Genomic DNA, 26,716 nt, shown 5'->3' with positions numbered 1-26,716 from the left:
GCCGGGTGAGAGTGCAATGTCGACAGTCGATCACGTCCGACGTTTCAGGCACGGAATTGTGTCCAGTTTTTGGCACACTCCGACGCTGCTGCTGTGCCTGGCAAGTTTCTTTTGGGCATTGAACCCGATTGTCGGTCGGGCGATTCGAGACGACCTGACCCCAGTGACGATAGGCTTCTGGCGATGGCTTATCGCCGCGGCATGTGTCCTGCCATTCGCCTGGCCGCATCTTCGCGATGACCTTCCGGCTATTCGCCGGTCCTGGCCCTTCCTGGGATTGCTGGGGTTCTTTGGTGTCGGGGTCTTTTCCTTGCTCGTCTACAGTAGTCTCCAGCTGACTACGGCAACAAACAATCTGCTGCTCCAATCCACCATGCCGATCATGACGCTGGTCATGCCGGCAGTGATTTTCCGCGAACGCGTGGCCTTGCTCCATTTTGCCTGCGCCGGACTGTCGATCTTGGGCGTCGCATGGTTCATGACCAAGGGGCAATTGGCGAACCTGCGCCTCGAGGCGCTCAACACTGGCGATCTGCTAGCGTTGGCCGCGGTGTTTCTCTACGCCGCCTATGCGACGTCCTTGCGCAAGGCACCCCAGCTGCATCACCTGAGCCTGCTGGTGGTGTTGTTTGCGGCGGGTATCGTCTCGCTTGCCATCCCCTACGCATTGCACCTGTTGCTCGAAGGCCCGTCCGCTCTCTCGCTAACCTCGGCAAGTGCGCTGGTGTTCATTGGCATCTTTCCTTCACTCGTTTCCTATGCCTTGTTCAACCGGGCGGTTGCCCTCATTGGATCGATGCGGGCCGGCATCTACATGAACCTTCCGGCGGTGTTTGGCGTATTGATGGCTGTACCGCTCCTGGGAGAGAGGTTTGAGCAATATCATGTACTTGGATCGCTGATCATAATCGCGTCGATCCTGTTGTCGAGGAAAGTCAAAAAATGAGTTCAACCGGAAACCCATCGTCGCAGGGCGCAATACGCCGCCTTGAGAGGGCACAGCAAGAAGCCAGCGAGAACGCAGCCGAATTCTGGGGGCGGGCAGCCCAAGCCATCGACTGGTTCACGCCCCCGAATGTGGCATTTGATGATATTGAGGGATGGTTCCCGGACGGCAAGCTGAACACCTGCCATAATTGTCTCGACCGGCATGCGGCAGCAGGTCGCGGCGGATCCACTGCGCTGATTTACGACAGCCCGGTCACCAAGACGATCAAGCGGTACAGCTATTCCGAACTTCTCGAACAAACGGGTCGGGTGGCAGCAATGCTCAAGAACCTGGGAGTGGCGCAAGGAGATCGGGTGGTCATCTACATGCCGATGGTCCCGGAGACCGTCTTTGCCATGCTCGCCTGCGCCCGGCTCGGTGTGGTTCATTCGGTGGTGTTCGGCGGCTTTTCGCCACTCGAACTCGCCAAACGCATCGACGATGCCACGCCGAAACTTGTCTTGACCGCTTCTTGTGGGATCGAAGGCGGACGAACGATCGCTTACAAGCCATTGGTGGACGAGGCGATCGCGCTGACCTCTCACCCGGTCCAGAACGTCGTGCTCCTCCAGCGCGAACAGGTTGCCGCCACGCTAAACCCGTACCGCGATATCGATTGGATGGAACTTCGTACACGCACCATTGGCGATGAAATACCGCCCTGCGCTCCGGTAGCGGCAACCGATCCGCTGTATGTACTCTACACTTCGGGAACAACTGGCCTGCCCAAAGGCGTGGTGCGCGAGAATGGCGGAAATGCTGTGGCGCTGGCCTGGTCCATGGAAAATATCTATGGTATCGAAGTCGGCGACACGTTCTGGGCGGCTTCCGATGTCGGCTGGGTGGTCGGTCACAGCTATATTGTCTATGGACCCTTGCTCGTCGGAGCGACAACCGTCCTGTTCGAAGGCAAGCCGGTCGGAACACCCGACCCCGGGACATTCTGGCGGATCATCGCCCGTCACCACGTGAAGTCGTTCTTCACCGCGCCGACCGCAATCCGCGCCATCCGCAAGGAAGACCCTGACGGAAGGTTGCTCGGGCAGATCGGCACCGGACGATGCCAGGCAATCTTTCTGGCTGGCGAACGCGCCGATCCCGATACGATAGACTGGCTTGAACAGAACAGCGGCCTGCCCGTGATCGACCATTGGTGGCAAACAGAGCTGGGCTGGCCCGCCATCGCCACCTGCATTGGCCTGGGTGATCGACGCCGCAAGCGCGGCAGCGCCGGCTTGGCGGTGCCGGGCTATGAGTTCGCGATCCTGGACGATCACGGAAAGCCCGTTGCCGAAGGCGACAGCGGCAATGTCGTCATTCGTGCGCCGCTAGCGCCTGGGGCCTTCCGGACCCTTTGGAACAACAAGGCGGGCTATGAGAAGAATTTTGCGACTTTTCCCGGTTTCTATGAAACGGGCGATGCCGGCTATCGCGACCTCGACGGCTTTCTCCACATCATGGGGCGCACCGACGACATCATCAATGTCGCTGGTCACCGGCTTTCGACCGGTCAGATGGAACAGATCGTCGCGAGCCAGGACGGCGTTGCCGAATGTGCTGTAATTGGCGCCGATGATCCGATCAAAGGCATGATTCCGATTGCCTTTGTCTCTGCCCGCACCGGGCACGACGGCGACGAGGCTCTGGCAAGCCGCACAGTTGAAGCCGTGCGCGACGAGCTCGGCGCGCTGGCGGCTCTGAAGAAAGTCCATGTTGTGCCGCAATTGCCCAAAACCCGTTCCGGCAAGATTCTGCGCAACTTGCTGCGCAAGATCGTCAACAGCGAGCCTTTTGAAATTCCTCCCACAATTGAGGACACTTCTGTTCCCGCGGCAATTGCCACGTTAGTGGAGGCCAAGTCGGCGAAATGACTATCGCGGCAGCTCGTTTCGCGATTCAATGCCCCATTGACATGCCGCCCGATTTCGTCGGTCGCGGGGCGAGCCAGATGAGGGCCGTGGCCATTAAAAGCATGGCGGAGGTTGCCCAAAAAACGTGAATGACCGCCAGCGTGGTCGCCTCCATTTCGACCATATTGCTTATCACCTGCCGGAACTGTGAATAGCCCCGAGTTGTCTAGACGCCCTCGGTGCTCATCATCTGCTGCCGTTCGAACTCTACGGGTGACAGCATCCCGTTCCTCACATGCTTGCGTATCGGGTTGTAGAACATCTCGATGTAATCGAACACATCCTGCCTGGCCTCGTCTCGTGAGCGATAGGTCCGTCGCCGGATGCGTTCACGCTTGAGCAGGTTGAAGAAGCTCTCGACCACCGCGTTGTCATGGCAGTTGCCACGCCGGCTCATCGAGTGCTCCAGGTTGTGCGCCTTCAGGAACGAGGCCCAGTCCATGCTGGTAAACTGCGATCCTTGATCCGAGTGGATCAGCACGGTGTTCTTCGGCTTCCTGCGCCACACCGCCATCAGCAGTGCCTGCAGGACCAGATCGGTGATCTGGCGGTTCTGCATCGACCAGCCCACCACTCGGCGGGAGTAAAGGTCGATCACCACCGCCAGATAGGCAAAGCCCTCCTGCGTCCTGATGTAGGTGATGTCGGTCACCCATGTCTTGTCGGGTGCCGCGACATCGAACTGGCGGGCCAGCGTATTGTCGACCACCCTGGATGGCTTGCCACCATAGCTGCCCGGCCTGCGCTTGTAGCCGATCCTCGCTTTAATACCCGCCAGACTGGCGAGACGCGCCACGCGGTTCGGGCAGCAAGTCTCGCCCTGATCGAGCAGGTCGTCATGCAGCTTGCGATAGCCATAGACCTTGCCGCTGTCTTCCCATGCCTGCCGGAGCAGCTCGGTCTGCCGAGCATCTTCCTTCGCCCGTCTGCTCAACGGGTTCTTCAACCAGGCGTAGAAGCCGCTGGGCTGGATGCGCAGACACCGGCACATCGCGCGCACCGGGAACAGCGTGCGATGCTCGGCAACGAACGCGTATCTCACTTTGCATCCCTGGCGGAACGAAGTGGCCAAAGGTCAAATACGCGGTGGCTTTATGGGATGGCCCGCCCCTCAACGACCGGCGCTATAACGGCGCCGGAATGGAAGAGGAGACGAGCAATGACGAATTTGGCAATCAGTGTTCTGGGCGTTGATCTTGGCAAAAACAGTTGCAGCGTTGCTGGCCTTGATGATTCCGGCGCAGTCGTGTTGCGTCGACGGATGACGAGACAGGGTCTGATTAAGTTCGTATCGAAGCTGCCGCGATGCGTGGTGGCGATGGAGGCATGCTGCGGCGCGCATTTTCTGTGCCGAATATTCCAGTCGCATGGTCACTCGGTGCGATTGATGTCGCCCGAATATGTTCAGCCCTACGTCAAGGCGCAGAAGACCGATGATCGCGATGCCGAAGCGATTGCTGAAGCCGCGACCCGACCAACAATGCGCTTGGTGACACCGAAAAGCGAAGCCCAGCTCGACCTGCAAATTCTGCATCGCGCACGCGCAAGGTTGGTTGCAGAGCGGACCCGGCTGACCAACCAGTTACGCGCGATGCTGCTGGAGCGGGGTATCATTCTGCCAAAGCGCCGTGGTCCCCTAATCAATCGGCTCGACGAACTCATGGCGGACGATCCGCCAATCAGTGCCAGGATGCTGCATCTTCTGCAGGACCTGCGCGACGAATGGACCCAGCTCGACCAGCGAATAGCGGCCTATGACGGCGAACTGGTGGCGCTAACTCGCGAGGACGATCTGGCGCGGCGCCTGGTTACAATTCCCGGCATCGGTGTGATTAATGCCACGGCGCTGGTCGCTGCAGTGGGCGATGCCAGCGCCTTTGCCAAAGGGCGTGATCTGGCCGCATGGCTCGGTCTGACGCCGCGACAACACTCGACCGGCGGTAAAACCAAAATGCTGGGCATCAGCAAGCGTGGGAATCGTTATTTACGGACCCAGCTCATCCATGGGGCACGGGCCGCGATGAGGCACTTTGCCGAGCAACAAACAGCGATAGGAGCGTGGCTACGCAATCTACTTGCTCGCGCGCATCCCAACGTTGCGGTCGTCGCACTGGCAGCCAAACTGGCGCGGATCGCCTGGGCCGTTCTCCGGCGCGGTGACGTGTATCGATCGCAGGAGGCAACCATCTGACGGAATTGCGGTCAGTCGAGGCTGGGCGCTCAGAATGTCTGTGGAGGTGAGATAGATGGCATAACGGTCGAACCGGCGGACGGGAAAGCCTGGTTAAAAATGTGGTGCTTGTCACCGATGGCTTTATGAAGCTCCTGCCGCGCGGAACCCATCTTGGCCAGGTCAGCAGACCTGAGACCGGATACGTTGATGCAGACCCACTACGCCATCCAATTTTACCCTTGCAGACGGGGCGGGCCATACGTTTTTTAGGATGTCGCGCTCCTCGGTCACCCGGTAGCCGCGCTCGGTGATCTGGGCCACCGCATCACGCTTGAACTCGTCGCTGAAATTAGCTTTCCCCATCGTCGCCTCCTGTCCTCAAATTTAGGAAAGAAGGCGTCCACAAATCTAGGGGCTATTCAACTGGAGAGCGACGGCGCAATAACCCACCCCGCTCACAACGCATGTCGGAAGACAAAATTCAGCGCGAGACTCTCGCTCCGACCAGCCTCGCGCCGCTACATGTAATATCCGTACAAATTTCCCAAAAAGCCGACAGTCCGCAATCGGCCCAGTTTCTGTCACCATCGCTACGACAGTGATCCCGGAAAGCTTAGTACGGCGACACCTACCGATGACCTGAAAGCAACCGATAACAAGGGAGCCGGCGTCGGATCGCTTAATCGCGCTGCGGTTTCTTGGCATCCCATCGTTCAAAATGCGGCTTCAATACTTCGGGCAGCTCTTTGCAGAATTCTTCATCCAATGGGTAATGCCGCATGGCAACCCAGACTGCATCAAGCACGGCATTTCCTTGCTTGCGATCCTTGGGCTTCTTTTGCGGATCGCGCTCACGCTTTTCTGCCATCCACAGTTTCTGCAAGGCGAACCATCGCGGATCGGGAACAACCATGCGCGCAGCTTCGCCGTCGCGTACACCAACGACGCGGTCGACCGGTCGTCCATTCAACAGCCATTCCTGTTCGGGTAGCGGTATGGGCCGAGGTCGGTCCTGCAAGACTTGTCCGCTAATGCGGCTAGGGGCCGAAAGAATTTCCACCTCGTATGCCTTGGCGTTGCGTGCCTGGAAAGGCCGCTCGGTGTTCACCGAGTAGGTCAAGTCGGCTTCTTTAAGCACTTTCCATAAGGTTGGTCGGTCCTCATCAGCCTCGATTCCGGTCAACGCCATGTCAAAATCCAGTGTTGTGTCGGGCGCATCTCGAATGAATCCATTTGCCTCCAAGGCATATGCAATCAGAGCGTTGGTGCCGACTACCATGGCCTGATGTCCAAGAAAACGAAGGCGGTCAGCTTCGCGCAGGATCTTGCCCGCCTCCGCCGGGAGCATTGGGAGACGCAGCGCGCGGTACAGGCTCGCTTGTTCCTTGAGCGCGTCCTTGCTTCCTGAAAGACGTTCCTTGAGCTCTGCCTTCTCAGCCTTGTAAACGTCGAATTCAGCCTGCTTTTCCTGATCGAGCGGGCCCTTGCTCTTCATCGATCCGCGCCGATCTGTAACCTCATAAAGATATTCTCGACCAGAAACCTCCTTAATGCGCATGTTGTAGGGCATCTCATTCAGCGCACGCAGGGCCTCCATCCAGACCTGGTAGGTCTGCTCGAGATTGACGATCACCCTTGCCTGTTCGTCGGAAAACGGTTTGAAGTTCATGTATTACCCTGCAATCTGCGATTTCACGAAAATGCAGGGTAAAGACCGGAAATGCAAGATTTACGCAGCATCTCCTCAATTCATACGAATTGCAGGGTAAGTTGCCTAGACCGCTCCCCAAACTTCCCCAAGCGTGGCAATCGCTCAAGAGACAGGAAAGAGGCGTTCCTCACGGGAATGACGATGCGGGCCTCCTAATTCGGATTTTCAGAAGGCCCATAGAAAGGCCCGCAAGAATTTCAAGCCAGAATGATCCGGGACTATCGATGATTCGAACGCTGGAGACCGATAGGCATTGAAAGAGAAGGGAAAAGACAAGCCGAGACAAGAATTTGGAGAACCAATGTGAGTCCTCAAAGTATCCCATTTTTCTATGTATTTCAATGCTTTAAGCTAATGGTGCCCAGAAGAGGCATCACATTCGAAATAATTTTTTACGTCTTATCAGATAGCTAGGAATTCGGTCGTCTCCAAAAAGCCCTCAAAAGGCCCTCAAAAGCCGTCTAATGCATTGGTTCGATGCCTTTTTCGGGACTCGAAACTCATTTTCATTTTTCGCCGCTTGGCTCCTCGAGGCGAAGCATCCAAGCTCGCGTCCCTCGGCATGTGCTGACCGAAAAAGCTGTGCAGCGCCCGACATTCACAGGGAGGATCGTCAATCGCTTGCTACAGGAGCCACACGCCAAACCGTATTGCTCAGATCATCGGCGACATAAACTACCTGATGTGCGGGATCATAGGTTACTCCCACCGGGCGACCGCGGGCTTGGCCGTCCTCAATGAAGCCAGTGAGGAAATCGATAGGATCGCCAACAGGACGTCCGTTACGATACGGAATAAACACCACCCGATAGCCGGCAAGATCAGAGCGATTCCAACTGCCATGCTGCCCGACCAGCGCGCCGTCGGTAAAATTTCTGCCTAATCCACCATCGGCCACGAAGCTCAGGCCCAGCGGGGCAACGTGCGAGCCGAGAGCGTAATCGGGAACCACGGCCCGACGAACGAGCTCAGGTCGCTGAGGGCGGATGCGGGGATCGATCGTCTGGCCCCAATAGCTGTAGGGCCAGCCATAAAAGGCCCCGTCCTGCACCGAGGTCAGGTAATCGGGCACGAGTTCCGGCCCCAATTCGTCACGCTCGTTGACGACGGCCCATAATTGCTGCGTCCACGGATTGAAGGCCAGGTCAGTCGGATTGCGAATCCCGGATGCGTAAATCCGGCTCGCACCTGTTGCCGGATCGATTTCCCAGATCACCGCGCGGTCTTCCTCTACGTCCATCCCGCGCTCGCCAACATTGCTGTTGGATCCGATACCAACATACAGAAAAGAGCCGTCCGGACTCGCGGTCATCGCCTTGGTCCAGTGGTGATTGATGCGGGCCGGCAGGGCGGTGACTTCCTCACCGGAACCCTCGATCGAGGTTGCGCCTTCGGTATATTCGAAGCGCACCAGATTGCCCTGGTTGGCGACGTAGAGAGTGCTGCCTATCATTGCGAGACCGTAAGGCGCATCGAGCCCGTCGATGAACACTGTTTGGAGATCGGTCTCGCCGTCACCGTCTTCGTCCCGCAACAGGGTTATCCTGTCACCGCCCTCAATGCTCGTCGTGCCGCGCGACTTGATTATCCCTGCAATGACGTCCTTCGGGCGCAGGCTGGGGGCATTGCCGCCGGAACCCTCGGCAACCAGCAGATCGCCATTGGGAAGGACCAGCATCTGACGCGGGATTTGCAGGTCCTCTGCAATGGCGGACACGGTAAAGCCTTCGGGAACCGTGGGCAGGCCGTCGCCCCAGCTCTCGGGCGTCGCGATATTCATCGCCGGCAGCAGCGCATCGGACTGTTCGGGCAGAACCGGATCGCTACCGGTCTGGTCTAGGTTGTCGCTTGCCGGGTTACAGGCTGCCAGGGCGATCACAAGCGAAGAGACTGCGAGAGCATATTTCATGCGACCTTCTCCCTGACGAAGAAACGCGTATGCGCCAGAATCCCGAGCAGCAGCGCCACCACCGTGCAAAGAACGGAGAGCGCGACGCCCAACGACCCGACCGAATGCCAGCCGTCGCGCGCGTGCTGCAGCGCATTGACGGTGCCCGCCACGGACATGAGCGCAACCAGCACGATGTAGAGCAAGTGCCTTCCCGTACGTGCGCGCAGGCGACCCTGGAAAAGGCTTCCCAGTGCCCAAAGGAGCAGAAGGCCTGCAACCAGGCTCGCCCCGGCTATCAACCAGGACGAAAAGTTGGACCATTGAATCTCGGCAGTGTTGAGATAGGTGAGGTCGGAAAGCAGGCCCGCCGGAAACAGCGCGACCGGGAATGCGAGCAGGAGCGCATGCACCGGCGACAAGAACGGTTTTACCGTCAGATTGCCCTTGCTCATCGCTGATCTCCTGGTCGCTTGTTCCGCGTAACAGCTTCTCAACGTGCGACACCGGCCAGGTTTCCGGATTTGCGGAAGTTTCCGGATTTGTCGGCAAAAATGGCACTCTTGCGCCGACAGGCCGTTGGTGGGCATGGGTCAGACTAGCCTTCTCGCCATCCTCGCTCTTGCACTGCTGCCGTCGCTGGGCAACCTGATCGGCATTGCCCTTGCCGAATGGCGCAAACCGCCCGGCTGGCTCGTGGGCGGGGCCATGCATGCTGCGGCAGGCATTGCCACCGCAGTGGCCGCAATCGAGCTGATCCCGCGATCGCAAGAGCGGGTGGAGACGTGGATACTGGCCCTCGCGCTGATCGCCGGAGCCGTTTGCTCGGCGGGCATCGCCAAGGCCACTCGCCTGTTGCGCGCGCGCATGGAGGGCCTGGGTGGCCGCGCCACCACTTGGGGAGCCTATGCCGCTGTCGGAGTGGATCTGTTCACGGACGGACTGATGACGGGCGGAGGCGGCGCGGTCGCGACTAGCCTGGGTGTCCTTCTCGCAGTATCGCAGGTGGTGGGCAATTTGCCGGGCGGTTTCGCCATTGCCGCCAATTTCCGCTCGGCGGATATTCCACGAGTGCATCGATGGAGCGCACTCGCACTCTACCCCTTCCTGCCCGTGCTTGGCGCCCTTGCGGGCTATGCCGTGTTGGCCGATGCGGGCGAACTGCTGACCGGCTTCGTGCTCGCGCTGTTTGCCGGGCTGCTGCTGACAGCGACAATCGAGGACATTGTCCCGGAAGCCGACCAGCCGCAGGCGCCCCGGCGCGTGTCGAGCACGGCCTTTGCCCTGGGGTTTGCAGCCCTCCTGCTGACATCCGCCTATCTGGGAGAATGACATGAGCGAGGTTTCTTCAAACGAAGGCGAGAGCGAAAACGTCCATTCGGTCTGCGACATTCTCGGCACTCTGCGGCGGCTGGCCGACAAGCAGGACCGGATCTCGATCGGCGACGTCCTTGATGCCGTGGGCGACCGATCCTACGGACCTGCCCTGATGCTGCCGGCCCTGATCGAGATCACGCCTATCGGCGGCATTCCCGGCGTGCCTACCCTGCTTGCCACGATCATCGCGATCACCGCCGCACAGCTGCTGTTCGGCAAGGAACACCTCTGGCTGCCGACTTCCGCATCGACCATCGCCCGGGAAAGTGGCGCCGAGTAGGACAGCAGCCCCGCTGTCGGCTCCGCCTCGTCGTGCCCGACGATGGTGATGGATCGGTCCTGGCCGTTGAGCCGGAAGCCGATGGTGTGACCGAACGCAAAGCTTTTGCCAGCGGCCCGGTCCACGATCTGCGCGGTGGATTGCCGCGCGCGCCAATAGCGCAAATCGCGCTTGGCCACGGCGATTTCGGTTTCCTCCGCCAGACCCGGCAGCAGGGCTTCGAGCGCGACGATGTTCGCCCGGATCTGCGCAAGACCGCGCGCCGTCACGAAATTCGGGCCGGCCGGAATCGGGCGTTCGAACTTGGGCTCAAGATGCTCTTCATCACTGTCCCGGCGGAATGCGACGCTCATTGCGGTTCCTCTTCGCGCACCACCCATTGATGCAGCTCAGGGTCTTCTGCCATCAGGGCAAGGCCGTGGGCAATGGAGGTCAATTCATTGCCGCTGGCAATTCGGCTCTCGTCAAACCTTTGCTCGAACAATCTGCGCACCGCAGGGATCAGCGACGACCCGCCGGTCAGGAAGACATGGTCGATCTGGTCGGGGCGAAGCCCCGCATTGGCCAGCGCCTCGTCCACCGTTTCTGCAATCCGCGCCAGATCCGCCGCGATCCAGCTTTCGAAATCGCTGCGGGCGACTTCCGCCTCGATCGCGATGCCCGGACCTTCGAACCGGAACGGGGCATGGGTTTCGCTGGAAAGCGTGCGCTTTAACCGGCCAACCGTTTCATAAAGCGAATAGCCCAGTTCATTGTCGACCACGGCGATCAGGCGCTGGATCGCGGCACCATCGGTCGCGTTGCGTTCCAGATGCGCCAGTTCGTCCAGCGTGCGCCGGTTGCGCATCAGCGACAGGCGCGACCAATCGCGGAAATCGGTGAAATATCCGCCGGGGATGTCCAGCACCTTGCCGAACGAACGATAGGTGCCACCCTTGCCCAGCAAGGGCAGCACCAGGTGATTCATGATCCGGTAGTCGAAACGGTCGCCCGCGATGCCGATGCCCGACGATCCCAACGGAACGCCGCGCCGTTCCGATCCGCGCGCCTCTATCCGCACGACCGAAAAATCGCTGGTGCCGCCGCCGAAGTCCGCGACCAGCAAGGTAGCGGGATCGGTCAGGCGCGAGGCAAAGCTGTAGGCTGCACCCAAGGGTTCATACACATATTGAACCGGGCGACCGAGCAGGGCGAACATCGCATCGTAGCGGACCCTCGCCAAGGCCGGATCGGGGCTTGCCCCCACATAGCGGACCGGGCGGCCCACCACGATGCGGTCGGGCAGGTTGCGCAGCCGGTCTCCGCCATGATCCAGCAGGTGCTGCAGGAAGATCTGGCCAAGGTCTTCGAACTTCAGCCGCTTTCCAAACAGGTTGGCTTGTTCGAACAGCCTGCTGCCCGCGAGCGACTTGAACGATTGCAGGAAGCGGCTGCCCTCAGGAAAATCCAGGAATTCGGAGATCGCCCAAGGTCCAGCCTCGTGCCCCAGCCCGCCGCGCACCGCATCGTCCTGCCAGAAGCAAAGCGCGGACCGGAACACCGATCCGGTGCCATCCTGCGCGGCGAAGTCGATCAGCTCCGCCTCGCCATCGTCCGCCATGCAGGCGATGACCGAGTTGGTCGTGCCGAAGTCGATCCCGACGGCGCGCGGGGCGTTTGAATGATGGGGCATGGCAGGCTCTGACTTGCATGGCGGCGCCGGGTCATGGTTGCGGCGCGACGATGCTCTGGGTGTGAAGGCTCGCGTGAACAGGCGCGCATAGCCGCCGCAACTCCTGTGTCCAGCATTTCTCGTGCCGGTCATGGAACAGATGCGGTTCAGACAGGGCGCCCTGCCCTGCCAGCTAGAGTTGGCGCTCTGCCCGCCAGCTAGAGCTCCTTCCCCATGCCGGCCCGAGGGGGGCCGTTGTCGCAGTTCCTGGCCACATAATTGGCCAGGCGCGGCATCAACACGGAGCGATCGAGTTCGGACAAGGCGTGCTTGTCCTCGATCTGTCGCATCAGCCCATAGCCCTCCCGCCAGGACCGGTCGTCACGTCCAGCGCACCGCTGTTGGTTATATCGATGTTCCCGCTCGAAGTGCCAGCCTGCGCGACCAGTGCGGCGCCGAACTGGTCGGTCGTGGACACGGTCACCGATCCGCGATTGACGATTCCGATGTTGCTGGCGTCGGAAAAGACCGCGACTTCGATCCCGGCCACCGGCTGGCCGCGTCCATCCACCGTGATGGCGGCACCGCTGTCGACGGCGGCATCGAAACCGCTGCGCACGATCGCGATAATACCTTGTGCGGGATTGGCGATGGCGGGGTCGTCATAGGTGTTGATGACCACATCGTCCGCGACATTGATGGTCAGGCTGCCATTGCTGCGGTCAGCGCCAATGCCGTAAATTCCCGCAGGCTCGATCGGGCCTGTAACGTCACGAATGGTGATGGTCGAAAGCGCCCCGGCAAAGATCGTCTGGTCCCCGATCACACCGTCCAAGAGATCGCCGGTGCAGACCGCTTCCTCGGCTACGACCGGGCACTCGACCGTTCCCACAAGGACTTGCTGGGCCTGCACCGTACCGGCCGCCAGGACAAAGCCGGCCACGGCCAATGCGGACGCCCCCCGCAGCAGATTGCACCGTGAAACCCCAGCCAACCCCAGTTCGGCCAACCCCCGTTCAAATCCACGCATCGCTTGCCCCCCAATACGAGGCCGCGAAAATGCGTCCTCAACTAGACAAGCGAGAAGAATCAGCGAAACGGATCGCAACCTCTGAAAATATTGTGAGCCCAGCTGCCTTCTGGATTGCTCCTGTCCATCCCGGACAGGCGGCGCGCTGGCGCCAGGCGTTGGGATAATGATCGGCGCGTAGGCGCGGCAAGGTCATTCGCGCTTGATCATTTTCGCGACGTCAAAGGAGCAGGAAAGGCCGGGGCTGAAACTCACAACAACGAACTTGTGGTCCACCCTGGTAACGCATTATCGGTACCGGGCGAATTGGTCGCAAAACGCTAATTGGCAGAGATTTTCCGCTTGCCCAACTCCCTATCCACAGCACCTTTCGAGCCGGGTTCGCCTGCGCAGCCGGTCCGGCTGATCTTCGGCGCGCTGATGCTGGTCATGCTGCTTGCGTCACTCGACCAGACCATCGTTTCGACCGCCTTGCCGGTCATCGTGGGCGAGTTTGGCGGGCTTGCCCATCTATCATGGATCGTCACCGCCTATATGCTGGCGACGACGATCGTCACCCCGCTCTACGGCAAGCTGGGCGATTTGTTCGGGCGCAAGATCGTGCTGCAGAGCGCGCTGGTGCTGTTCCTGGCGGGATCGGCGCTGTGCGGACTCGCCGGCTCAATGGTGCAGCTCATCATCTTTCGCGCCATCCAGGGGCTGGGCGGCGGCGGCCTCATGGTCACCACCATGGCGGCGATCGGCGACATCATCCCTCCGCGCGAACGCGGTCGCTACCAGGGCTATTTCGGCGGCGTATTCGGGCTGTCGACGGTTCTGGGCCCGCTGATCGGCGGCTTCTTTGTCGAGCATCTGAGCTGGCGCTGGATATTCTATATCAACTTGCCGCTTGGGCTGCTGGCGCTGACGGTCATCGGCTGGGCGTTCACAGCACCGGCTGCCCGCAGTCGCCCGAAGATCGACATAGCCGGGGCGCTGACGCTGGCGGTAATGCTCACCGCGCTGATGCTGTTCACCAGCCTTGGCGGCAATGGGCTGGCTTGGGGGTCTCCCCAGATTCTGGGCCTGATCGCACTCTCGGTTGCGGCGCTGTTCGGCTTTCTCGTTATCGAATATCGGGCTGCGGAGCCTATCCTGCCGCTGGCCCTGTTCGCAGACCGCACGTTCACGGTTGCCTGTATCGTCGGCTTCATCGTCGGGCTTGCGATGTTCGGATCGGTCACCTTCATGCCCGTTTACCTTCAGACGGTGAAAGGCGTGAGCCCGTCCACGGCCGGCTTGCAGCTTACCCCGATGATGGGCGGAGTGCTCGTCACCTCGATCATAAGCGGCCAGATAATCAGCCGGGTTGGACGCTATCGACTGTTCCCCATCGCGGGCACGGCGGTAATGACGATCGGCCTGTTCCTGCTCTCGACGCTGGGAACGCAAACCAGCGTCTGGGCGGCATCGGGCTATATGCTGGTCCTTGGCATGGGCTTGGGCATGGTGATGCAGGTGCTGGTGCTGGCGGTACAAAACGCGGTCGACTACCGTCATCTTGGCGTTGCGACCTCGGGCACGACACTGTTCCGATCCACGGGCGGTTCGGTGGGCGTGTCGCTGTTCGGCGCGATCTTCGCTGCGGGGCTGGCGAGCGGGCTGGCCGACCGCTTCCCCGGCGGCCCGCCAGCCGGAACAAACGATCCTGCGGCCGTTGCGGCCCTGCCGGTCGTGGTGCGCACCGCCTATCTGGAGGCATTTACCTCCGCGCTCCATCCCGTCTTCCTGACCGCTGCCGCATTGGGCGCCATCGCCTTCATGATCAGCTGGTTTCTGAAGGAGCAGCCGCTGAAGGAGGCACGCGCCGAGACCATTGGCGAGAGCTTCGCGGTGCCGCACGATGCCACTTCAATTGAGGAATTGCGCCTTATCCTCGATCGGCTGAGCCGACCCGACAATCGGTGGGACGCGATCGGCCGCATTGCCGCGCGCGGCGGCGTTACACTGCCGCCCGACGAGATCTGGCTGCTGGTCTGGCTTGCCCGGCACGAGGGCGCAACCTCTCCGGACCGGCTTGGCGAAGGGCTTTCGCTCCTGCCGGATCAGGTCCGGGAGATTGCCGACCGGGTGGTGGAAAAGGGGCTCGCGAACCGAGAAGGGGGAGCGATCGTGCCGACCGATGAAGGGCGTGCGACGGTCGAGCGCATCGCCGAAGGCTACAGAGCCCGGCTTACGGTCCTTCTGGAAGGATGGTCACCGGAACATCATGCCGAGATCAGGGCGATGGTGAAGGAATTTGCCCGCGATCTCCTGAACTCGCCGCCCCGGCCCGTATTGTAATCCGGCTTGCTGCCCGGCTTCGCCAGCGTGAAATCGGCTCACAAGGCGCGTCCTGAAAAACCGACAGCGGACGACGCCTGTCCTCGATCGGCACTTCGCACCCGGTTTCGCAAGCTCACACCATGGGCCGGAGCCGGGGCAGGTCCATTGCATCGGCTATCGTGGTCCCGATCGCCACAAGCCTCGCTTCGTCGAACAGCCGGCCGGTCAGCGTGGTGGCGAAGGGCACCGTGTGCAGCGCAGTCCCTTCGGCGGCAGCGACAGGCGCCACATAATCGGCAAAACCCGTCCGCGTCGGCTGTTCGAGAAAGGCCGTGGGAAAAATGAGCGCCGGATAGCCGCAATGGTTGCCGATCGTCAGCAGGCCGCCCGCATCGTTGGGATGCAGGATGGCATCCACGCCCTGCATCACCTCGGCAAACCGTTGCATCACCATGCGCCGCACCCGCTGGGCCTGGATATAATTGACGGCGGTTTCGAAATGGGCCGAACGCCAGCTGTTGGGCCAGGCGGCATCGTCCTGCCAGCTTAACGCATCGTCGCGCCCGCTTGCGGTCAGCTCCTCGAACGCGGCGGCTGCTTCCAGCACGACGATATTGCCCAGCGGCGCGAGGTCGATGTCCGGCATCGTGATCTGGACCAGTTCGAACCCCGCCTTCCAGGCGGCATCCAGCGCAGCGGTATCGCTGGGCAGGGCATCTTCGAACCATTCCGCGCGATAGCCCAGTTTCACGGTTGCGGGATCGATCTGCGGGAGGGGCGGAAACGGTTCCGCGATTGCGCAGGGATCCTGCCCGTCGGGCCCGGCCATGATGCGCGCGACATCAAGCGTGTCGCGCGGATCGCGGGCCAGCGCGCCAATCTTGTCGAGCGACCAGCACAGCGCCATCGCGCCGGTGCGCGGCACCCGCCCGAAGGTGGGGCGCAGCCCGACCGTGCCGCAGCGAGCCGATGGCGCGATGATCGACCCCATCGTCTCGGTCCCGATGGCAAAGGCGCACAGACCATCGGCAACCGCCGCGGCACTGCCTGCGGACGATCCGGACGAGCCTTCCTCGATGTTCCACGGATTGCGCGTCTGCCCGCCATACCAGATGTCGCCATAGGCAATCGCGCCAAGACTGGTCTTGGCCAGCAGCACTGCCCCGCCCTCGCGCAGGCGCGTGACGATGGTCGCGTCGCGCTTGGCGATACGGTCGCGATAGGGCTCTGCGCCCCAGGCCGTGCGGATGCCGTTGGTATCGACCAGATCCTTCAGACCATAGGGCAACCCATGAAGCGGCCCGCGCCATATCCCGCGCGCCAGATCGCGATCCCGTGCGGCTGCCTCTGTCAGCGCTTCATCCCGCAAAAGCGTGGCGATACAGTTGAGCCGCCCGGCCCGCGCTGCGATCCGGTCCAGATAAAGCCGCGTCAGCGCAACGGCGGAAATCCTGCCGGTCCTGATCCAGCCGGACAATTGCCAGGCGGGGGCATAGGCGATGTCTTCTGCCGAGGTGGGAAGCGGGGGCAGTTCGGGAGGGCATGCTTCGGGGCCAGATGCCGCAACGGGCTCCCACGAAGTCAGCCGGGGATCGAACAGTTCCGCCGGTGGCAGTTCATTATCCAGCCGCAGCGAAGCGATCGTGCGGGCCCGGTCGATGATATCGTCGATCGCACCCAGGGCCTGCTGCTGTTCGGCCGCGTCGAAGGTCAGCCCGGTCAGCGGCTGGCAGACATCGGCAATCTCTGCCGTGCCAGACGCCGCAGCGGCGCGCGCATTGACCGACACAAGGCCGCCGCCGGTAGCAATCGCTCCGGCGGCGGCCATGCGTTTGAGGATCGCGCGGCGGTTGGAACTGTGCACCGACCCTCCCATCATCTTCGTCGTCAGAATGAAGCGTTCACACCGACATAAAGGTAACGGCCGATATTGTCGAACAACGCACCGCGCGCGCTCCCCTGATAGGTTTCGCGGCTGAATGGCGGATCGACGTCGAAAAGATTATTGACCCCGGCGTAGAAATTCATCCGGTCGGTCACTTCCAGCGCAGCATAGATGTCGTTGTAAAGCTTCGACGAAACCTTGTTGTCGCTGCGCCCCTCGTCGCTCAGCTGCACGTCGACCTTTGAACTGTCGATATAGCGCACCGTCCAGTCGAGGCTGAACGGCCCTGCGGTGATCCCGGGCGTGAAGTTGACGCGCCAATCGGGATTGTCCACTTCGCCGCGCGACACGTCGAGCGTGGTGGGATCGCCGCTGACGACTTCAAGTTCGTTCTTGATCAGATAGGTGCCCGACACGTTGAAGCGCAGATCCGCCGCACCGATCGGGGTGCGATAGGTCGCGCCGAAATCGATGCCCTCGGCGTTCTGCGAACCGATATTGATCGGCGCCACGTTGATCGATCCGATTGCGCCATTGCCCTTCCGCGCGATCTGGCTGCAGAACGGATTGTCGATCGTGCTGGCATCGACGCAATCGTCGACAAGGCGCTGTTCCGAAACCGTGCCTATTGCGCCGCTCAGGTCGATCTTCCACCAATCGACCGAGGCCGAAAAGCCTGACAGGAACGTCGGCGTAATGACCGCGCCCGCCGTCCAGCTGTTCGAGGTTTCCTCGTTCACATCGGGGTTGCCGCTGGTGACGACGAACTTGAAGGCGTTTGCCTCCGGGTCGCTGTAGCCCGAAGCCAGGCCCAGTGCCGCGCAATTGGCTGCGCGGTTGGTGCTGCCCAGATCGATGGTCGCAGCGTTGCACGGGTCGATGATGAAGACGTTCGAGACCGAGCCTGCGCTGTACAATTCGGCAAGGTTCGGGGCGCGAACGCTGCGCGAACGGGTCACGCGGAAGCGGATGTCGTTCACCGGCGCCCATTGCGCCCCCAGCTTCCAGGTCGTGGTCGTGCCGATAGTGTTATAATCCGAAAAGCGGACCGCGCCTTCAAGCGAGAGCTCCTCGGCAAAGCGGCGGCCCGACAGGATCGGGACCAGCACTTCGCCAAACACTTCCTTCACATCGAACGAGGCATCGACCGGGTTGTCGGTATCGCGCCACAGCTCTCCCATCGCGGAAAGCGGATCGGGAACTGCCTTGGTGGTTTCCTTGCGATATTCCGCGCCAAGCGCGATCTGCACCGCGCCATCGGGAAGATCGAACAGATCGCCGTTAAGCTGAAGGCCCGCGACCTGCTGTGTGTTCACGACCTTGCGACGCTTGGTATAATCAAAATACGCCACCGCATCGGGCGAAGCCGCATTCGATCCAAAAACGCTGAGCGGTACGCACCCGGCCGCAACCGCAGCCGCATCGCGGCAGACCGGGCCATCGACGCCATCGACCACGTCAAGCGCCTGCATAAAGCGCGAGGTGATGCGATTATGCGTCACCTTCGAATCCGCCTCGTAGCGGCCGTACTGATAGAACCCAAGCCAGTCGAACCGGCCGATCTTGCCTTCAAGTCCGACCACGCCGGTCACCGTATCGCGGTCCACGTAGCGGACCTGCTGGCCCTGGTCCCAATTGGTCCGCCCGAAGGTCAGCTCGGTCATCCCGGCATCGTCCATGAGTGCGCGGACATCGTCGGGGATCAGCGGATTGTCGTAGGTAAGGGTGAAATCACCACCCAGGTCGAAGCTCGGCTGCAGCGGTGCCTCGGTCTTGGTGCGGGCGTATTGGGCATCGGCGAACAGGCCGATCCGGTCGCTGATTTCGTATTCAAGATGGGTGGTGGCCGCAAACACCTTGCTGCCGTTGCGCAGCGGACGGAAATCGGCATCGTCGAAGCCGTCGCCGCCAACACCCCAGAACGACACACGCTGGTCGTTCTGCAAGGGGCGCACGCCATTCTCGTCATAGGTGTAGGCGGTGTCGCCGATATTATAGGTGCCGCCGTAGGTCGTGCCGGTATAGCGATAATTGGCGATTGCGATGGAATCGTAGATGCCGTCGTTGGGTCCGGTGTTGTCGGGGTTTGAGAACAATTCGACCTGGTTGCGCCCGAACTCGCGCTTGTTCGCCATCAACAGATGTTCGCGATTGTACGAAGCCCCCAGCACGACCTTGCCCCTGCCGTCGGCGAAATCGGAGCCGACCAGCGCGCCCAGCGAATAGCTTTCGCCATCGCCCCGGCTGGAAATCCCGCTGCGACCGCTCAGTTCCACGCCCTGCACGTCGGATTTCAGCGTGATATTGACCACGCCAGTGACCGCATCCGCGCCATAGACGGCCGAGGCGCCGCCGGTGATCACTTCGATCCGTTCAACCATATTGGCCGGGATGGTGGTCAGATCGACCGCCGAGGAGCGCTCGGTCCCCGCGACACGGCGGCGTCCGTTGACCAGCACCAGCGTGCGATTGGTGCCAAGCCCACGCAGGTTGATGAACGAGGCGCCCGCGTCGGAGTTGTAGTACGAATTGGCCTGGCCAAGCCCCACGCCCACCACCGGCGACCGAGTCAGCACGTCGGCAATATTGCTGACGCCGGTCGATTCAATCGCCAGGCTGTCGATCGCGGTGACTGGCTGTGGCGTGTCGTACCCGGTGCGGGCGATGCGTGAACCGGTAACGATGATCGGTTCCTCGGCTGCGGATTCGACGACCGCGCCTGCGGGCAGCGGTTCGCCGTCCTGCACCGACATCGCCGAAGCCTGCTCGCTGCGGGCGGAAACCGGGATGAACCGGCCCGCCCCGGCCTTGCGGATGATGACGGTATTGCCCTTGATCGCATAGTTCAGGCCGGTGCCCACCAGCAGCCGGTCCAGCGCCTGTTCCAGCGTGTACTGGCCCTTGAGCCCTGCGGTCGTCCGATTGCGGACCAGCCCGCTTTCGAGCACGAGTTGGCGGTCGAACCGCAACGCCAGCTGGTTGAGCGCGCTGCCAAGGCTCTGCCGCGCAATTTCGAACTGGATCGGCGCTGCGTTGGCCGATGCGGGCGTGGCGGCCATTCCGCCGACGATGATCGCGGCCGCTGCGGCGCCGCCCAGGATACGCGAATTGAATAGCTTCCGGATGCTCATGAAACCCCCTGATTTGCTCTCTGAGGCGATCAATCCCGCCGCCTTCCACAAGGTGAACGGAGAACGAGGCCATCACCCCACCCCGCGCCCCAAAAAAAACCGCGAGCCCCGTAAAGACGGGAGGGAACAGGACAATCAGCGGGCGATCAGGCGATCGGACCCATCGGGGCTTTTCTCCACCCGCAGATCGAGGGCGGAAGCCAGGGCGGAGGCGAACTCCTCGCGATCCCTGATCAGGAAGATGCCGCTGACGCGCCGGTTCTGCAGTTCGGCGGATTGATCGACAGTAATCGGCCGCGAGGAATAGCGCGACAGAGTGGCAACCGCTTCGGCCAGCCGTGTTTCGTTGAACACCAGATGGCCGCGCGTCCAGTCCGCCGGATCGTCGCGAACCGCCGCGATGGGCGAGACCGGTCCCTGCGCGGTGTAGCTCACGCTTTCGCCGGGGAGCAGGTTGACGGGAACGTCATGGGCCCGGGTGCGCACGGCGAGCCTGCCCTCGATCAGGCTGACGCGGGTGTCGGTGCCGGTGTCCTCGACGACAAACCTTGTGCCAAGGTCGATCGTTTCGCCACCGTTCGATTCGACGATGAACGGCTTGGCCGAATGCGCGACATCGAACATGGCGCGGCCCGCGACCAGCCGCACGCGCCGCTCTTCGCCCGCAGTCGATACGAACAGCCGGGTCGTCGCGTCGAGCACCACCGTACTGCCATCGGCCAGCGTGGCCCTGCGCCGCTGGCCGTGGATGGTGCGGATTTCAACCTCGTCTGCGGTGGCCGTGGGCCTGCTGGTGGCAGGGGCCCCGAATGCCGTGGCCACATCATGGACGGATGAGGCGATCCGGGGCTGAACCAGCAGAATCGTGGCAAGCGATGCCGCCAGCGCCACACCGGTCGCGGCCCAGAGCGCCTTGCCGATTGCGGGGCGCGACCTTGTTTCCGCTCTGCACTCAACCGCCTCGCCTTCATCCTCACCCGCAACCGCGCCCATCGCAGCCATCCGGATCTGCGCGATCGCGGGATCGGATTCCAGAATGCCCGCAACGTCCCAGGCGTAGGCCACGTCCAGATCCGCCCCCGACAATTCCGGCAGGGGCGCCGTGCCCGCACGCTCGTCATCATTGCCCGCACGTTCGCGCAGGATGTGTTTGCGCACCGCCGACCGGGCCGGACCACCTGTTCGCAGAAAATGTTTCATCGCGGTGCCGACACCGCATCGCTGCCCGGTGCATCCTCAAGCGCTTCGACCAGATGGCGGAGCGCGCGGGCGATATGCTTTTCGACCGCTGAGACGCTGATGTCGAAATGCCGGGCGATTGCCGAATAGCTCATATGTTCATACCGGTTGAGAACGAAGACCTGTCCGCAACGCGGAGGCAATGCCAGGATGGCCGTGCGCACCCGGTCTACATCCTGTTTGGCGACAAGGTCGTGAAGCGGACTGCGGGTGTCACTGTCCTCACCAATCACGCCCAGCGTCTGCATCGCCTCGGCCTGTGCAATCTCTTCGCGATAATGATCGGTCAGCAGGTTTCGGGCGATCGTATAAAGCAGGCCGCGCGCCCTGGTATCGACATAGCGCCGACCCGAAACGACAATTCGGGTCAGCGCCTCTTGTGTCATGTCCTCAGCAAGGGCCCGGTTCCCGCGCAGCGCGCGCGAAAGATATCCAATAAGATGCTCGCGGTCGCTCTCGCACAGCCACCCGGCAAGCTGGGCGTTGCTCTCGGCTGTCGCTGCCGCGTTCGCGTTGTCCGCCCCGCCGGCTGACGGCTTGGCGGATATAAATTCCGTCATTTCGGCGATGCCTCCCTTGGCAACGCGATGATGGATGCCCTAGTCTGAATGTGTCAAGCCCGTCCGAAAATACCGGAAAATCACATTGAAACATAATCTTGCACCATTCCTCGCACCCCTGACCGTGCTCCTGTCCGGCTGCATGACGCCGCAGGCCGGAACCGCCGATGGCGAAAAACCCGTCGCGGCCGCCAGCACCGATGCGAACCGGATGTCCTCGATGATCCGCGATCTTGCCTCCGACGAATTCGCCGGACGCGCGCCCGGAACCCAGGGCGAAACAGTGACCATCGCCTATATCGCGCAGGCGCTTGAACGTGCGGGCGTAGAACCGGGCGGGCCGAACGGTTCGTGGACGCAGGACGTCCCGCTGGTGCGCACGCAGGTCGATGTTTCGGTCCAGCTCACACTGGACACACCAGCCGGAATCATCCCGCTGGTGCAGGGCAAGGACGTTTACATAAGCACCCAGCGCAATACGGACCGCGCCCGCATCGCGGCCGCGCCGCTGGTGTTTGTCGGCTATGGCGTCGATGCGCCGGAAAATGGCTGGGACGATTTCAAGGGCGCGGACATCGCCGGCAAGATCGCCGTGTTCCTGGTCAACGATCCCGATTTCGGCCTTCCCGCAACCGATCCGCTGGCCGGGACCTTCGGCGGACAGGCCATGACCTATTACGGACGGTGGAGCTACAAGTTCGAGGAAGCGGTGCGCCGCGGCGCGGTGGGCGCGCTGATCGTCCACGACACCCCGGCCGCAGGCTATGGCTGGAACACGATCGTGGCGCCGCGCGGCGAGAATTACGACATCGCCGCCACTGACGGCGGCAGCAATCGGCTGATCGCACAGGGCTGGCTTTCGGCAGAGGCGGCGCAGCGCGTGTTTTCCGCCGCGAGCCTCGATCTCGATGCGCTGGCGAAGGCCGCCCGCAGCCGGGATTTCAAGCCGGTGGCCCTGACCGGCCTGACGATTGATGCCGATGTCCCCGTTTCCAGCGAAACCGTGATAAGCCACAATGTCATCGGCAAGATCACCGGTGCCGTGCGGCCCGACGAAACGATCTCGTTCGGCGCACACTGGGATGCCTATGGCGTTTCGCCCACAGCCAATGCCAACGGGCAGACCATTCGCCGCGGCGCCTTGGACGATGCGTCGGGCGTGGCTGGCGTGATCGAACTGGCGCGGATGTTCAAAGAGGGCCCTGCGCCCGACCGCACCGTGCTGTTCGGGTTCTGGACCGCCGAGGAACGCGGCCTGTTGGGGGCGGAGCATTTCATGGCGTCGGGGCTCTACCCGGTGGACAAGATGGTCGCCAACATCACGCTCGATACCTTGCAGCCCAACGGCCGGGCCAAGGATTTCATCCTGATCGGCGCCGGCCAGAGCACGCTGGAAAACGACCTTGCCTCTGCCGCGGCGGCGCAGGGAAGAACGATCACCCGCGATGGGCACCCTGAGCGTGGCCTGTTTTATCGCGCCGACCATTTCGCCTTTGCCAAGCGCGGCGTTCCTGCGCTGATCATGATGGCGCTGGGTGGTGGGGTGGACCTGGAAAATGGGGGCCGCGAGGCTGGCGACCGATGGGTGACCGAATTCACGCGCGACTGCTATCACCAGACCTGCGACAACTGGCGCGCGTCCTATGATTTCAGCGGTGCTGCGCAGGACGTGGATATGGCTTATGCAATCGGCAGCGACCTCGCGCATTCCGACCGCTGGCCGCATTGGCAGGCGTCATCCGAATTCGCGAAGCTGCGAGACTAGCGCTTCCTTGGCGGAAACGTAATTCGCTGCGGATTCTCGCTTAGAAAGAGCCAGATCGCAGATCCGCCAAAGTAGTGCTAGTCAGAAGGAGGATCTCGGTGCTGTCCCGACGGATGCGCGGGTTCGCTCTCCTCACGGCTCTTGAGTTCGTTTTCGATGCTGGCTGACTGTTTCTCAATCCGGGTGCTGGCGTCCTTGTAGCGCTCGTCGAAATTGGGCGGCTGCTTGCAGGCTGCAATTCCCAGCACGAGTAGCAACGCAATCTGCCGCATCAGTAGTTCTTCTTGTATTGCAGATTCAGGTCGGTACCTCCCGACCCTCCCGCCTGCGTCAGGACCGACAACGTCTTGGTCAGGCTGATCTCCAGCTGCGTGGCGGTAAAGCCTTGCGCATCGGTGATCAGTTCCACGTAGATATCGTCGGTGAGATACTGCCCTGCGGCCAGGGCGGTGCCGCGCCCGGTTGCGTCGTCGGACCCAAGGATGCGCAGCCTGTCGATTCCAGTGGCGGTAAAGCCTTGCGCAGCGGATTCAACCCGCCACCGGACCCGCGCAGCGAATTGAGCGACGCCGCGAGTTGCACCGCCTGCACCGCCGACAAATTGGCGACCGAATTGCCGAACAGGATGCGCGACATGATCTCGTCCTGCGGCAAGCCGGGAACGCTGGAAAAGGTGATTTCCGGATCGGTCGCGCGCCCTGCGACGTTCACATTTACGGTCACGTCCTCGATGTCGTCGGTCGCGACCAGATCGATGGTCGGGTCAATCTCGGTCCCACCGGTGAACCCGATGCGGCCCTCGGTCAGCTCGAAAGACCTGCCGGCAAATCCCAGCGTACCACGAACCAGCTCGACCGAGCCCGACAGCCGCGGCGCGGCGCTGGTGCCGCCGACCTTGAGATCGGCGTTCCATTCCGATTCCAGCCCCATCCCCGACACGTAAAGTCGCTCTGGCGCGTCGAGGGCAATATCGAGGCGCAACAGCGAGAACAGCCCCGGCTGCGGCTCGACCGGTTCGTCGCCGGTTATGCGCTGCGGCCCGCGCGGGGGCTTGAACCGCACCCCGGTAAGTTCGGGCACCTGCGCGCTCCCCTGGCGAATGATCTGGTAGCGCGTTTCGGGCAGGACGATCTTCCCTGACAGCAGCGCATCGCTGCCCGCGCTCTTGCTAAGCCGCAGCGTGCCGTTCGCGGTCGCCGAGATGGCATCGCTTCGCGCCAGCCGCGCATCATCGAGTTGCAACGACACATCCATCGGATAGCCGCTGTCCGCCGCCAGGCTCAGGTAACCTTTTGCATTGACCGTGCCGTCGCCCGCCGTCGCATCCAGGCGCTGGATCTCCAGCCGGTCGCCGCTGAACCGGGCTTCTATCGCCATGTTGGACAGGCGGGTGCCGTAGGTCTGGTTTTCATAGGTAAGCTTGTTGGCGCGCACCACGCCTGAAAGGCAGGGCGCCGAAACGCGGCAGGAGAAATCGGCAGCGACCGCGACCGGGCCGGTCAACCGCTGGTCGGGCTGTCCGGCGAGCGAGAACAGCGTATCCGCCGGTCCATTATAACGGATGCCGCCGCCCAGCGGGGCCTCCATCAATCGCGTCATCCACGGACCCGATCCCGGCGGCAGCGGCTTGAGCGAACCGACCAATCGGCCAATCACGCTCCCGCGACGGCGGAACACGGCCCGGGCCTCGCCACCATCGGGCAGCAGCTTGCCGACAAGGCTGATATCGACCGGCTGACTGACCGAAACCGCGGTGGTGCGGGTGAGCCCCTTGATCTTGAGCCTTGCATCGGCGCGCGGGAAGGCGGCAGCATTGGCCTGTTCAAAGTCCAGGCTTCCCGATGCCGCGCCATCCAAACCCAGTCCGGGGACAAAGGCATTGACGATATCGAGCTGGAGCGATTCCATCCGGCTCTGCACCTTGATCCCGGACCCGTATGTGCCCGCGAGCCGGATATTGCCCTTGCCGAAATCGATGCGCGTCGGCAGCAATTCATACGTGCCGCCCTTGGGAATGATGCGCGCCGGACTCGTCGTGCGGAAATCGATACCGCGCGCTCGTCCCTTGATCGCCGCCCGCCACAATTCGGGTGCCATATCGGCGTTGGCGGCGATGCGGAACGGCACGCCGCTAGTGCCCTCCGCCAGGATTTTCGCCGTACCGCGCCCGGCGCGATAATCGACCACCGCGCGAGCGACGGCGATGTTCAGGGTGCCGAACCGCGTTTGCGAAAGCTGGGCGTCGGCAACGATCGAGGGCTGATCATAGAGCACCACCCGTGCATCGATGATGGCCGATCCGATCGTGAGTCCGGCGGGGCCGGGCAGCGACGCATCCTTCGCGCGAAGATTGATCAAGGCCTGCTGGTAACGGCCCTGCGCATCAAGCCGCACAACCCCGCCAAGGCCTTGGCCGTTTGCGGTCAGGCGGCCTGCGAAGGGCCCGGCCGGGGTCTGCCGCAACGCCCCGGCAAAGGCGAGGCCGCCCAGATTCGCCCGGTTGATGTCAAGCGTGAGCGCCTCCCCGGTGCCGATAACCACATCCGCCGTCAGCGGTCCGTAATCGGTATCCGCGCTGGCATCGAGCCGGTAGCCGCCGCGCCCTTCGGGAATACGCGCCGCGGTGACGCGCGCCTTAAGATTGGCGAGCCCGATGCCGAAACCGGGCCGCTCTGCCGTGATCGTTGCGCGCGGATCGGCGATGGTTCCGGCGACGCGCACGCCGACCTGCCCGTACTGGTCGGTGGCGGCGTCAGCGTTAAAGACGATCCGCCCGTCCGGAGAATAGCTGCCGGTTCCGCCGCGAATGGCGACCGATGGCGAT

Annotated in this window: 18 protein-coding genes and 4 pseudogenes; 7 read left to right on the top strand and 15 right to left on the bottom strand. The window is 62.2% G+C overall.

Translation table 11 applies throughout. From position 1 onward, the window contains the following. Positions 1 to 16: 16 nt before the first annotated feature. On the top strand, positions 17 to 946 hold the full coding sequence (locus LOZ77_RS01290; RefSeq protein WP_066762459.1) for a DMT family transporter: 930 nt from the start codon (positions 17 to 19) through the stop codon (positions 944 to 946). Beyond that, positions 943 to 2,859, top strand: coding sequence for an AMP-binding protein (locus LOZ77_RS01285; RefSeq protein ID WP_098108407.1), 1,917 nt, complete (start codon positions 943 to 945; stop codon positions 2,857 to 2,859). Before LOZ77_RS01290 ends, LOZ77_RS01285 begins: the two co-directional genes overlap by 4 nt. A gap of 205 nt (positions 2,860 to 3,064) precedes the next feature. Here the strand turns inward: LOZ77_RS01285 and LOZ77_RS01280 are convergent. Then, a pseudogene (locus tag LOZ77_RS01280) lies at positions 3,065 to 3,955 on the bottom strand (IS3 family transposase); the annotation flags it as partial. A gap of 102 nt (positions 3,956 to 4,057) precedes the next feature. On the opposite strand from LOZ77_RS01280, the gene LOZ77_RS01275 reads away from it, so the two are divergent. After that, on the top strand, positions 4,058 to 5,089 hold the full coding sequence (locus LOZ77_RS01275) for an IS110 family transposase (protein ID WP_230280482.1): 1,032 nt from the start codon (positions 4,058 to 4,060) through the stop codon (positions 5,087 to 5,089). Positions 5,090 to 5,251: 162 nt separating this feature from the next. Here LOZ77_RS01275 and LOZ77_RS01270 read toward each other — a convergent pair whose 3' ends face one another. The 4 genes from LOZ77_RS01270 to LOZ77_RS01255 all read right to left on the bottom strand — a co-directional run bounded on the left by LOZ77_RS01270 (position 5,252) and on the right by LOZ77_RS01255 (position 9,125). Next, a complete protein-coding gene (locus LOZ77_RS01270; RefSeq protein ID WP_230280481.1) occupies positions 5,252 to 5,434 on the bottom strand; it encodes a hypothetical protein in 183 nt (60 codons plus the stop codon). A gap of 316 nt (positions 5,435 to 5,750) precedes the next feature. Continuing rightward, a complete protein-coding gene (locus LOZ77_RS01265; protein ID WP_066761518.1) occupies positions 5,751 to 6,740 on the bottom strand; it encodes a GSU2403 family nucleotidyltransferase fold protein in 990 nt (329 codons plus the stop codon). 655 nt (positions 6,741 to 7,395) lie between these two features. Continuing rightward, the gene (locus tag LOZ77_RS01260; protein WP_230280480.1) at positions 7,396 to 8,691 is read right to left on the bottom strand and encodes a sorbosone dehydrogenase family protein; all 1,296 of its coding nucleotides are present in this window, start codon (positions 8,689 to 8,691) and stop codon (positions 7,396 to 7,398) included. Beyond that, the gene (locus LOZ77_RS01255; RefSeq protein ID WP_230280479.1) at positions 8,688 to 9,125 is read right to left on the bottom strand and encodes a DUF2231 domain-containing protein; all 438 of its coding nucleotides are present in this window, start codon (positions 9,123 to 9,125) and stop codon (positions 8,688 to 8,690) included. The genes LOZ77_RS01260 and LOZ77_RS01255 overlap by 4 nt, the downstream gene beginning before the upstream one ends. Positions 9,126 to 9,258: 133 nt before the next feature. Between LOZ77_RS01255 and LOZ77_RS01250 the strand changes: the two genes are divergently transcribed. Together LOZ77_RS01250 and LOZ77_RS01245 are read left to right on the top strand one after the other, a co-directional pair. Continuing rightward, complete coding sequence (locus LOZ77_RS01250; RefSeq protein ID WP_230280478.1) at positions 9,259 to 10,002, top strand: ZIP family metal transporter; 744 nt, start codon at positions 9,259 to 9,261, stop codon at positions 10,000 to 10,002. 1 nt (position 10,003) lies between these two features. Further along, a pseudogene (locus LOZ77_RS01245) lies at positions 10,004 to 10,234 on the top strand (exopolysaccharide biosynthesis protein); the annotation flags it as partial. Here the strand turns inward: LOZ77_RS01245 and LOZ77_RS01240 are convergent. The 3 genes from LOZ77_RS01240 to LOZ77_RS01230 form a co-directional block, all read right to left on the bottom strand. Further along, a complete protein-coding gene (locus LOZ77_RS01240; RefSeq protein ID WP_230280477.1) occupies positions 10,144 to 10,680 on the bottom strand; it encodes a GreA/GreB family elongation factor in 537 nt (178 codons plus the stop codon). The pseudogene LOZ77_RS01245 and the gene LOZ77_RS01240 overlap by 91 nt on opposite strands. Then, the gene (locus LOZ77_RS01235) at positions 10,677 to 11,999 is read right to left on the bottom strand and encodes an Hsp70 family protein (RefSeq protein ID WP_230280476.1); all 1,323 of its coding nucleotides are present in this window, start codon (positions 11,997 to 11,999) and stop codon (positions 10,677 to 10,679) included. Before LOZ77_RS01235 ends, LOZ77_RS01240 begins: the two co-directional genes overlap by 4 nt. A 328-nt stretch (positions 12,000 to 12,327) precedes the next feature. Continuing rightward, a complete protein-coding gene (locus LOZ77_RS01230; RefSeq protein ID WP_230280475.1) occupies positions 12,328 to 12,921 on the bottom strand; it encodes a hypothetical protein in 594 nt (197 codons plus the stop codon). Positions 12,922 to 13,332: 411 nt separating this feature from the next. Here LOZ77_RS01230 and LOZ77_RS01225 point away from each other — a divergent pair, with 411 nt between their 5' ends. Beyond that, positions 13,333 to 15,330: an MFS transporter gene (locus LOZ77_RS01225; protein ID WP_230280474.1), complete on the top strand. Its 1,998-nt coding sequence runs from the start codon at positions 13,333 to 13,335 to the stop codon at positions 15,328 to 15,330. Between the two features lie 115 nt (positions 15,331 to 15,445). Here the strand turns inward: LOZ77_RS01225 and LOZ77_RS01220 are convergent, their stop codons facing one another. From LOZ77_RS01220 to LOZ77_RS01205, 4 genes are all read right to left on the bottom strand, one after another. Then, positions 15,446 to 17,176 carry an amidase gene (locus LOZ77_RS01220; protein WP_230280473.1) on the bottom strand — a complete coding sequence of 577 codons (1,731 nt, stop codon included), beginning with the start codon at positions 17,174 to 17,176 and terminating at the stop codon, positions 15,446 to 15,448. A 23-nt stretch (positions 17,177 to 17,199) separates the two neighbouring features. Continuing rightward, entirely contained in the window at positions 17,200 to 20,328 is a 3,129-nt protein-coding gene (locus LOZ77_RS01215) for a TonB-dependent receptor (protein ID WP_230280472.1), read from the bottom strand. Positions 20,329 to 20,463: 135 nt separating this feature from the next. Next, positions 20,464 to 21,528, bottom strand: a complete 1,065-nt coding sequence (locus LOZ77_RS01210; RefSeq protein ID WP_230280471.1) for a FecR family protein — start codon at positions 21,526 to 21,528, stop codon at positions 20,464 to 20,466. Continuing rightward, complete coding sequence (locus LOZ77_RS01205; RefSeq protein ID WP_230280470.1) at positions 21,525 to 22,127, bottom strand: RNA polymerase sigma factor; 603 nt, start codon at positions 22,125 to 22,127, stop codon at positions 21,525 to 21,527. Before LOZ77_RS01205 ends, LOZ77_RS01210 begins: the two co-directional genes overlap by 4 nt. Before the next feature lie 142 nt (positions 22,128 to 22,269). Between LOZ77_RS01205 and LOZ77_RS01200 the strand changes: the two genes are divergently transcribed. Beyond that, positions 22,270 to 23,892, top strand: coding sequence for a M20/M25/M40 family metallo-hydrolase (locus tag LOZ77_RS01200; RefSeq protein WP_370638092.1), 1,623 nt, complete (start codon positions 22,270 to 22,272; stop codon positions 23,890 to 23,892). 77 nt (positions 23,893 to 23,969) lie between these two features. On the opposite strand, the gene LOZ77_RS01195 is transcribed toward LOZ77_RS01200, so the two are convergent. The 3 genes and pseudogenes from LOZ77_RS01195 to LOZ77_RS01190 all read right to left on the bottom strand — a co-directional run. Continuing rightward, complete coding sequence (locus LOZ77_RS01195; RefSeq protein ID WP_230280468.1) at positions 23,970 to 24,164, bottom strand: hypothetical protein; 195 nt, start codon at positions 24,162 to 24,164, stop codon at positions 23,970 to 23,972. Beyond that, positions 24,164 to 24,421, bottom strand: a pseudogene (locus tag LOZ77_RS17905) (translocation/assembly module TamB domain-containing protein); the annotation flags it as partial. The pseudogene LOZ77_RS17905 and the gene LOZ77_RS01195, both read right to left, overlap by 1 nt. 125 nt (positions 24,422 to 24,546) lie before the next feature. Beyond that, positions 24,547 to 25,269 (bottom strand): annotated as a pseudogene (locus LOZ77_RS01190) (translocation/assembly module TamB domain-containing protein); the annotation flags it as partial. Positions 25,270 to 26,716 lie beyond the last annotated feature (1,447 nt).

Origin of the sequence: Croceicoccus sp. Ery15 (assembly GCF_020985305.1) — a bacterium.
Taxonomy (GTDB): domain Bacteria; phylum Pseudomonadota; class Alphaproteobacteria; order Sphingomonadales; family Sphingomonadaceae; genus Croceicoccus.
Note: the sequence above shows the minus strand (reverse complement) of the source record. Positions and strands in the feature narration are given on the sequence as shown.

Coding starts and splice junctions, on each gene's coding strand:
- LOZ77_RS01205 (WP_230280470.1), bottom strand. CDS start 22,127: ATGACGGAATTTATATCCGCCAAGCCGTCAGCCGGCGGGGCGGACAAC.
- LOZ77_RS01235 (WP_230280476.1), bottom strand. CDS start 11,999: ATGCCCCATCATTCAAACGCCCCGCGCGCCGTCGGGATCGACTTCGGC.
- LOZ77_RS01285 (WP_098108407.1), top strand. CDS start 943: ATGAGTTCAACCGGAAACCCATCGTCGCAGGGCGCAATACGCCGCCTT.
- LOZ77_RS01275 (WP_230280482.1), top strand. CDS start 4,058: ATGACGAATTTGGCAATCAGTGTTCTGGGCGTTGATCTTGGCAAAAAC.
- LOZ77_RS01210 (WP_230280471.1), bottom strand. CDS start 21,528: ATGAAACATTTTCTGCGAACAGGTGGTCCGGCCCGGTCGGCGGTGCGC.
- LOZ77_RS01200 (WP_370638092.1), top strand. CDS start 22,270: ATGACGCCGCAGGCCGGAACCGCCGATGGCGAAAAACCCGTCGCGGCC.
- LOZ77_RS01290 (WP_066762459.1), top strand. CDS start 17: ATGTCGACAGTCGATCACGTCCGACGTTTCAGGCACGGAATTGTGTCC.
- LOZ77_RS01250 (WP_230280478.1), top strand. CDS start 9,259: ATGGGTCAGACTAGCCTTCTCGCCATCCTCGCTCTTGCACTGCTGCCG.
- LOZ77_RS01265 (WP_066761518.1), bottom strand. CDS start 6,740: ATGAACTTCAAACCGTTTTCCGACGAACAGGCAAGGGTGATCGTCAAT.
- LOZ77_RS01255 (WP_230280479.1), bottom strand. CDS start 9,125: ATGAGCAAGGGCAATCTGACGGTAAAACCGTTCTTGTCGCCGGTGCAT.
- LOZ77_RS01195 (WP_230280468.1), bottom strand. CDS start 24,164: ATGCGGCAGATTGCGTTGCTACTCGTGCTGGGAATTGCAGCCTGCAAG.
- LOZ77_RS01215 (WP_230280472.1), bottom strand. CDS start 20,328: ATGAGCATCCGGAAGCTATTCAATTCGCGTATCCTGGGCGGCGCCGCA.
- LOZ77_RS01260 (WP_230280480.1), bottom strand. CDS start 8,691: ATGAAATATGCTCTCGCAGTCTCTTCGCTTGTGATCGCCCTGGCAGCC.
- LOZ77_RS01270 (WP_230280481.1), bottom strand. CDS start 5,434: ATGGGGAAAGCTAATTTCAGCGACGAGTTCAAGCGTGATGCGGTGGCC.
- LOZ77_RS01240 (WP_230280477.1), bottom strand. CDS start 10,680: ATGAGCGTCGCATTCCGCCGGGACAGTGATGAAGAGCATCTTGAGCCC.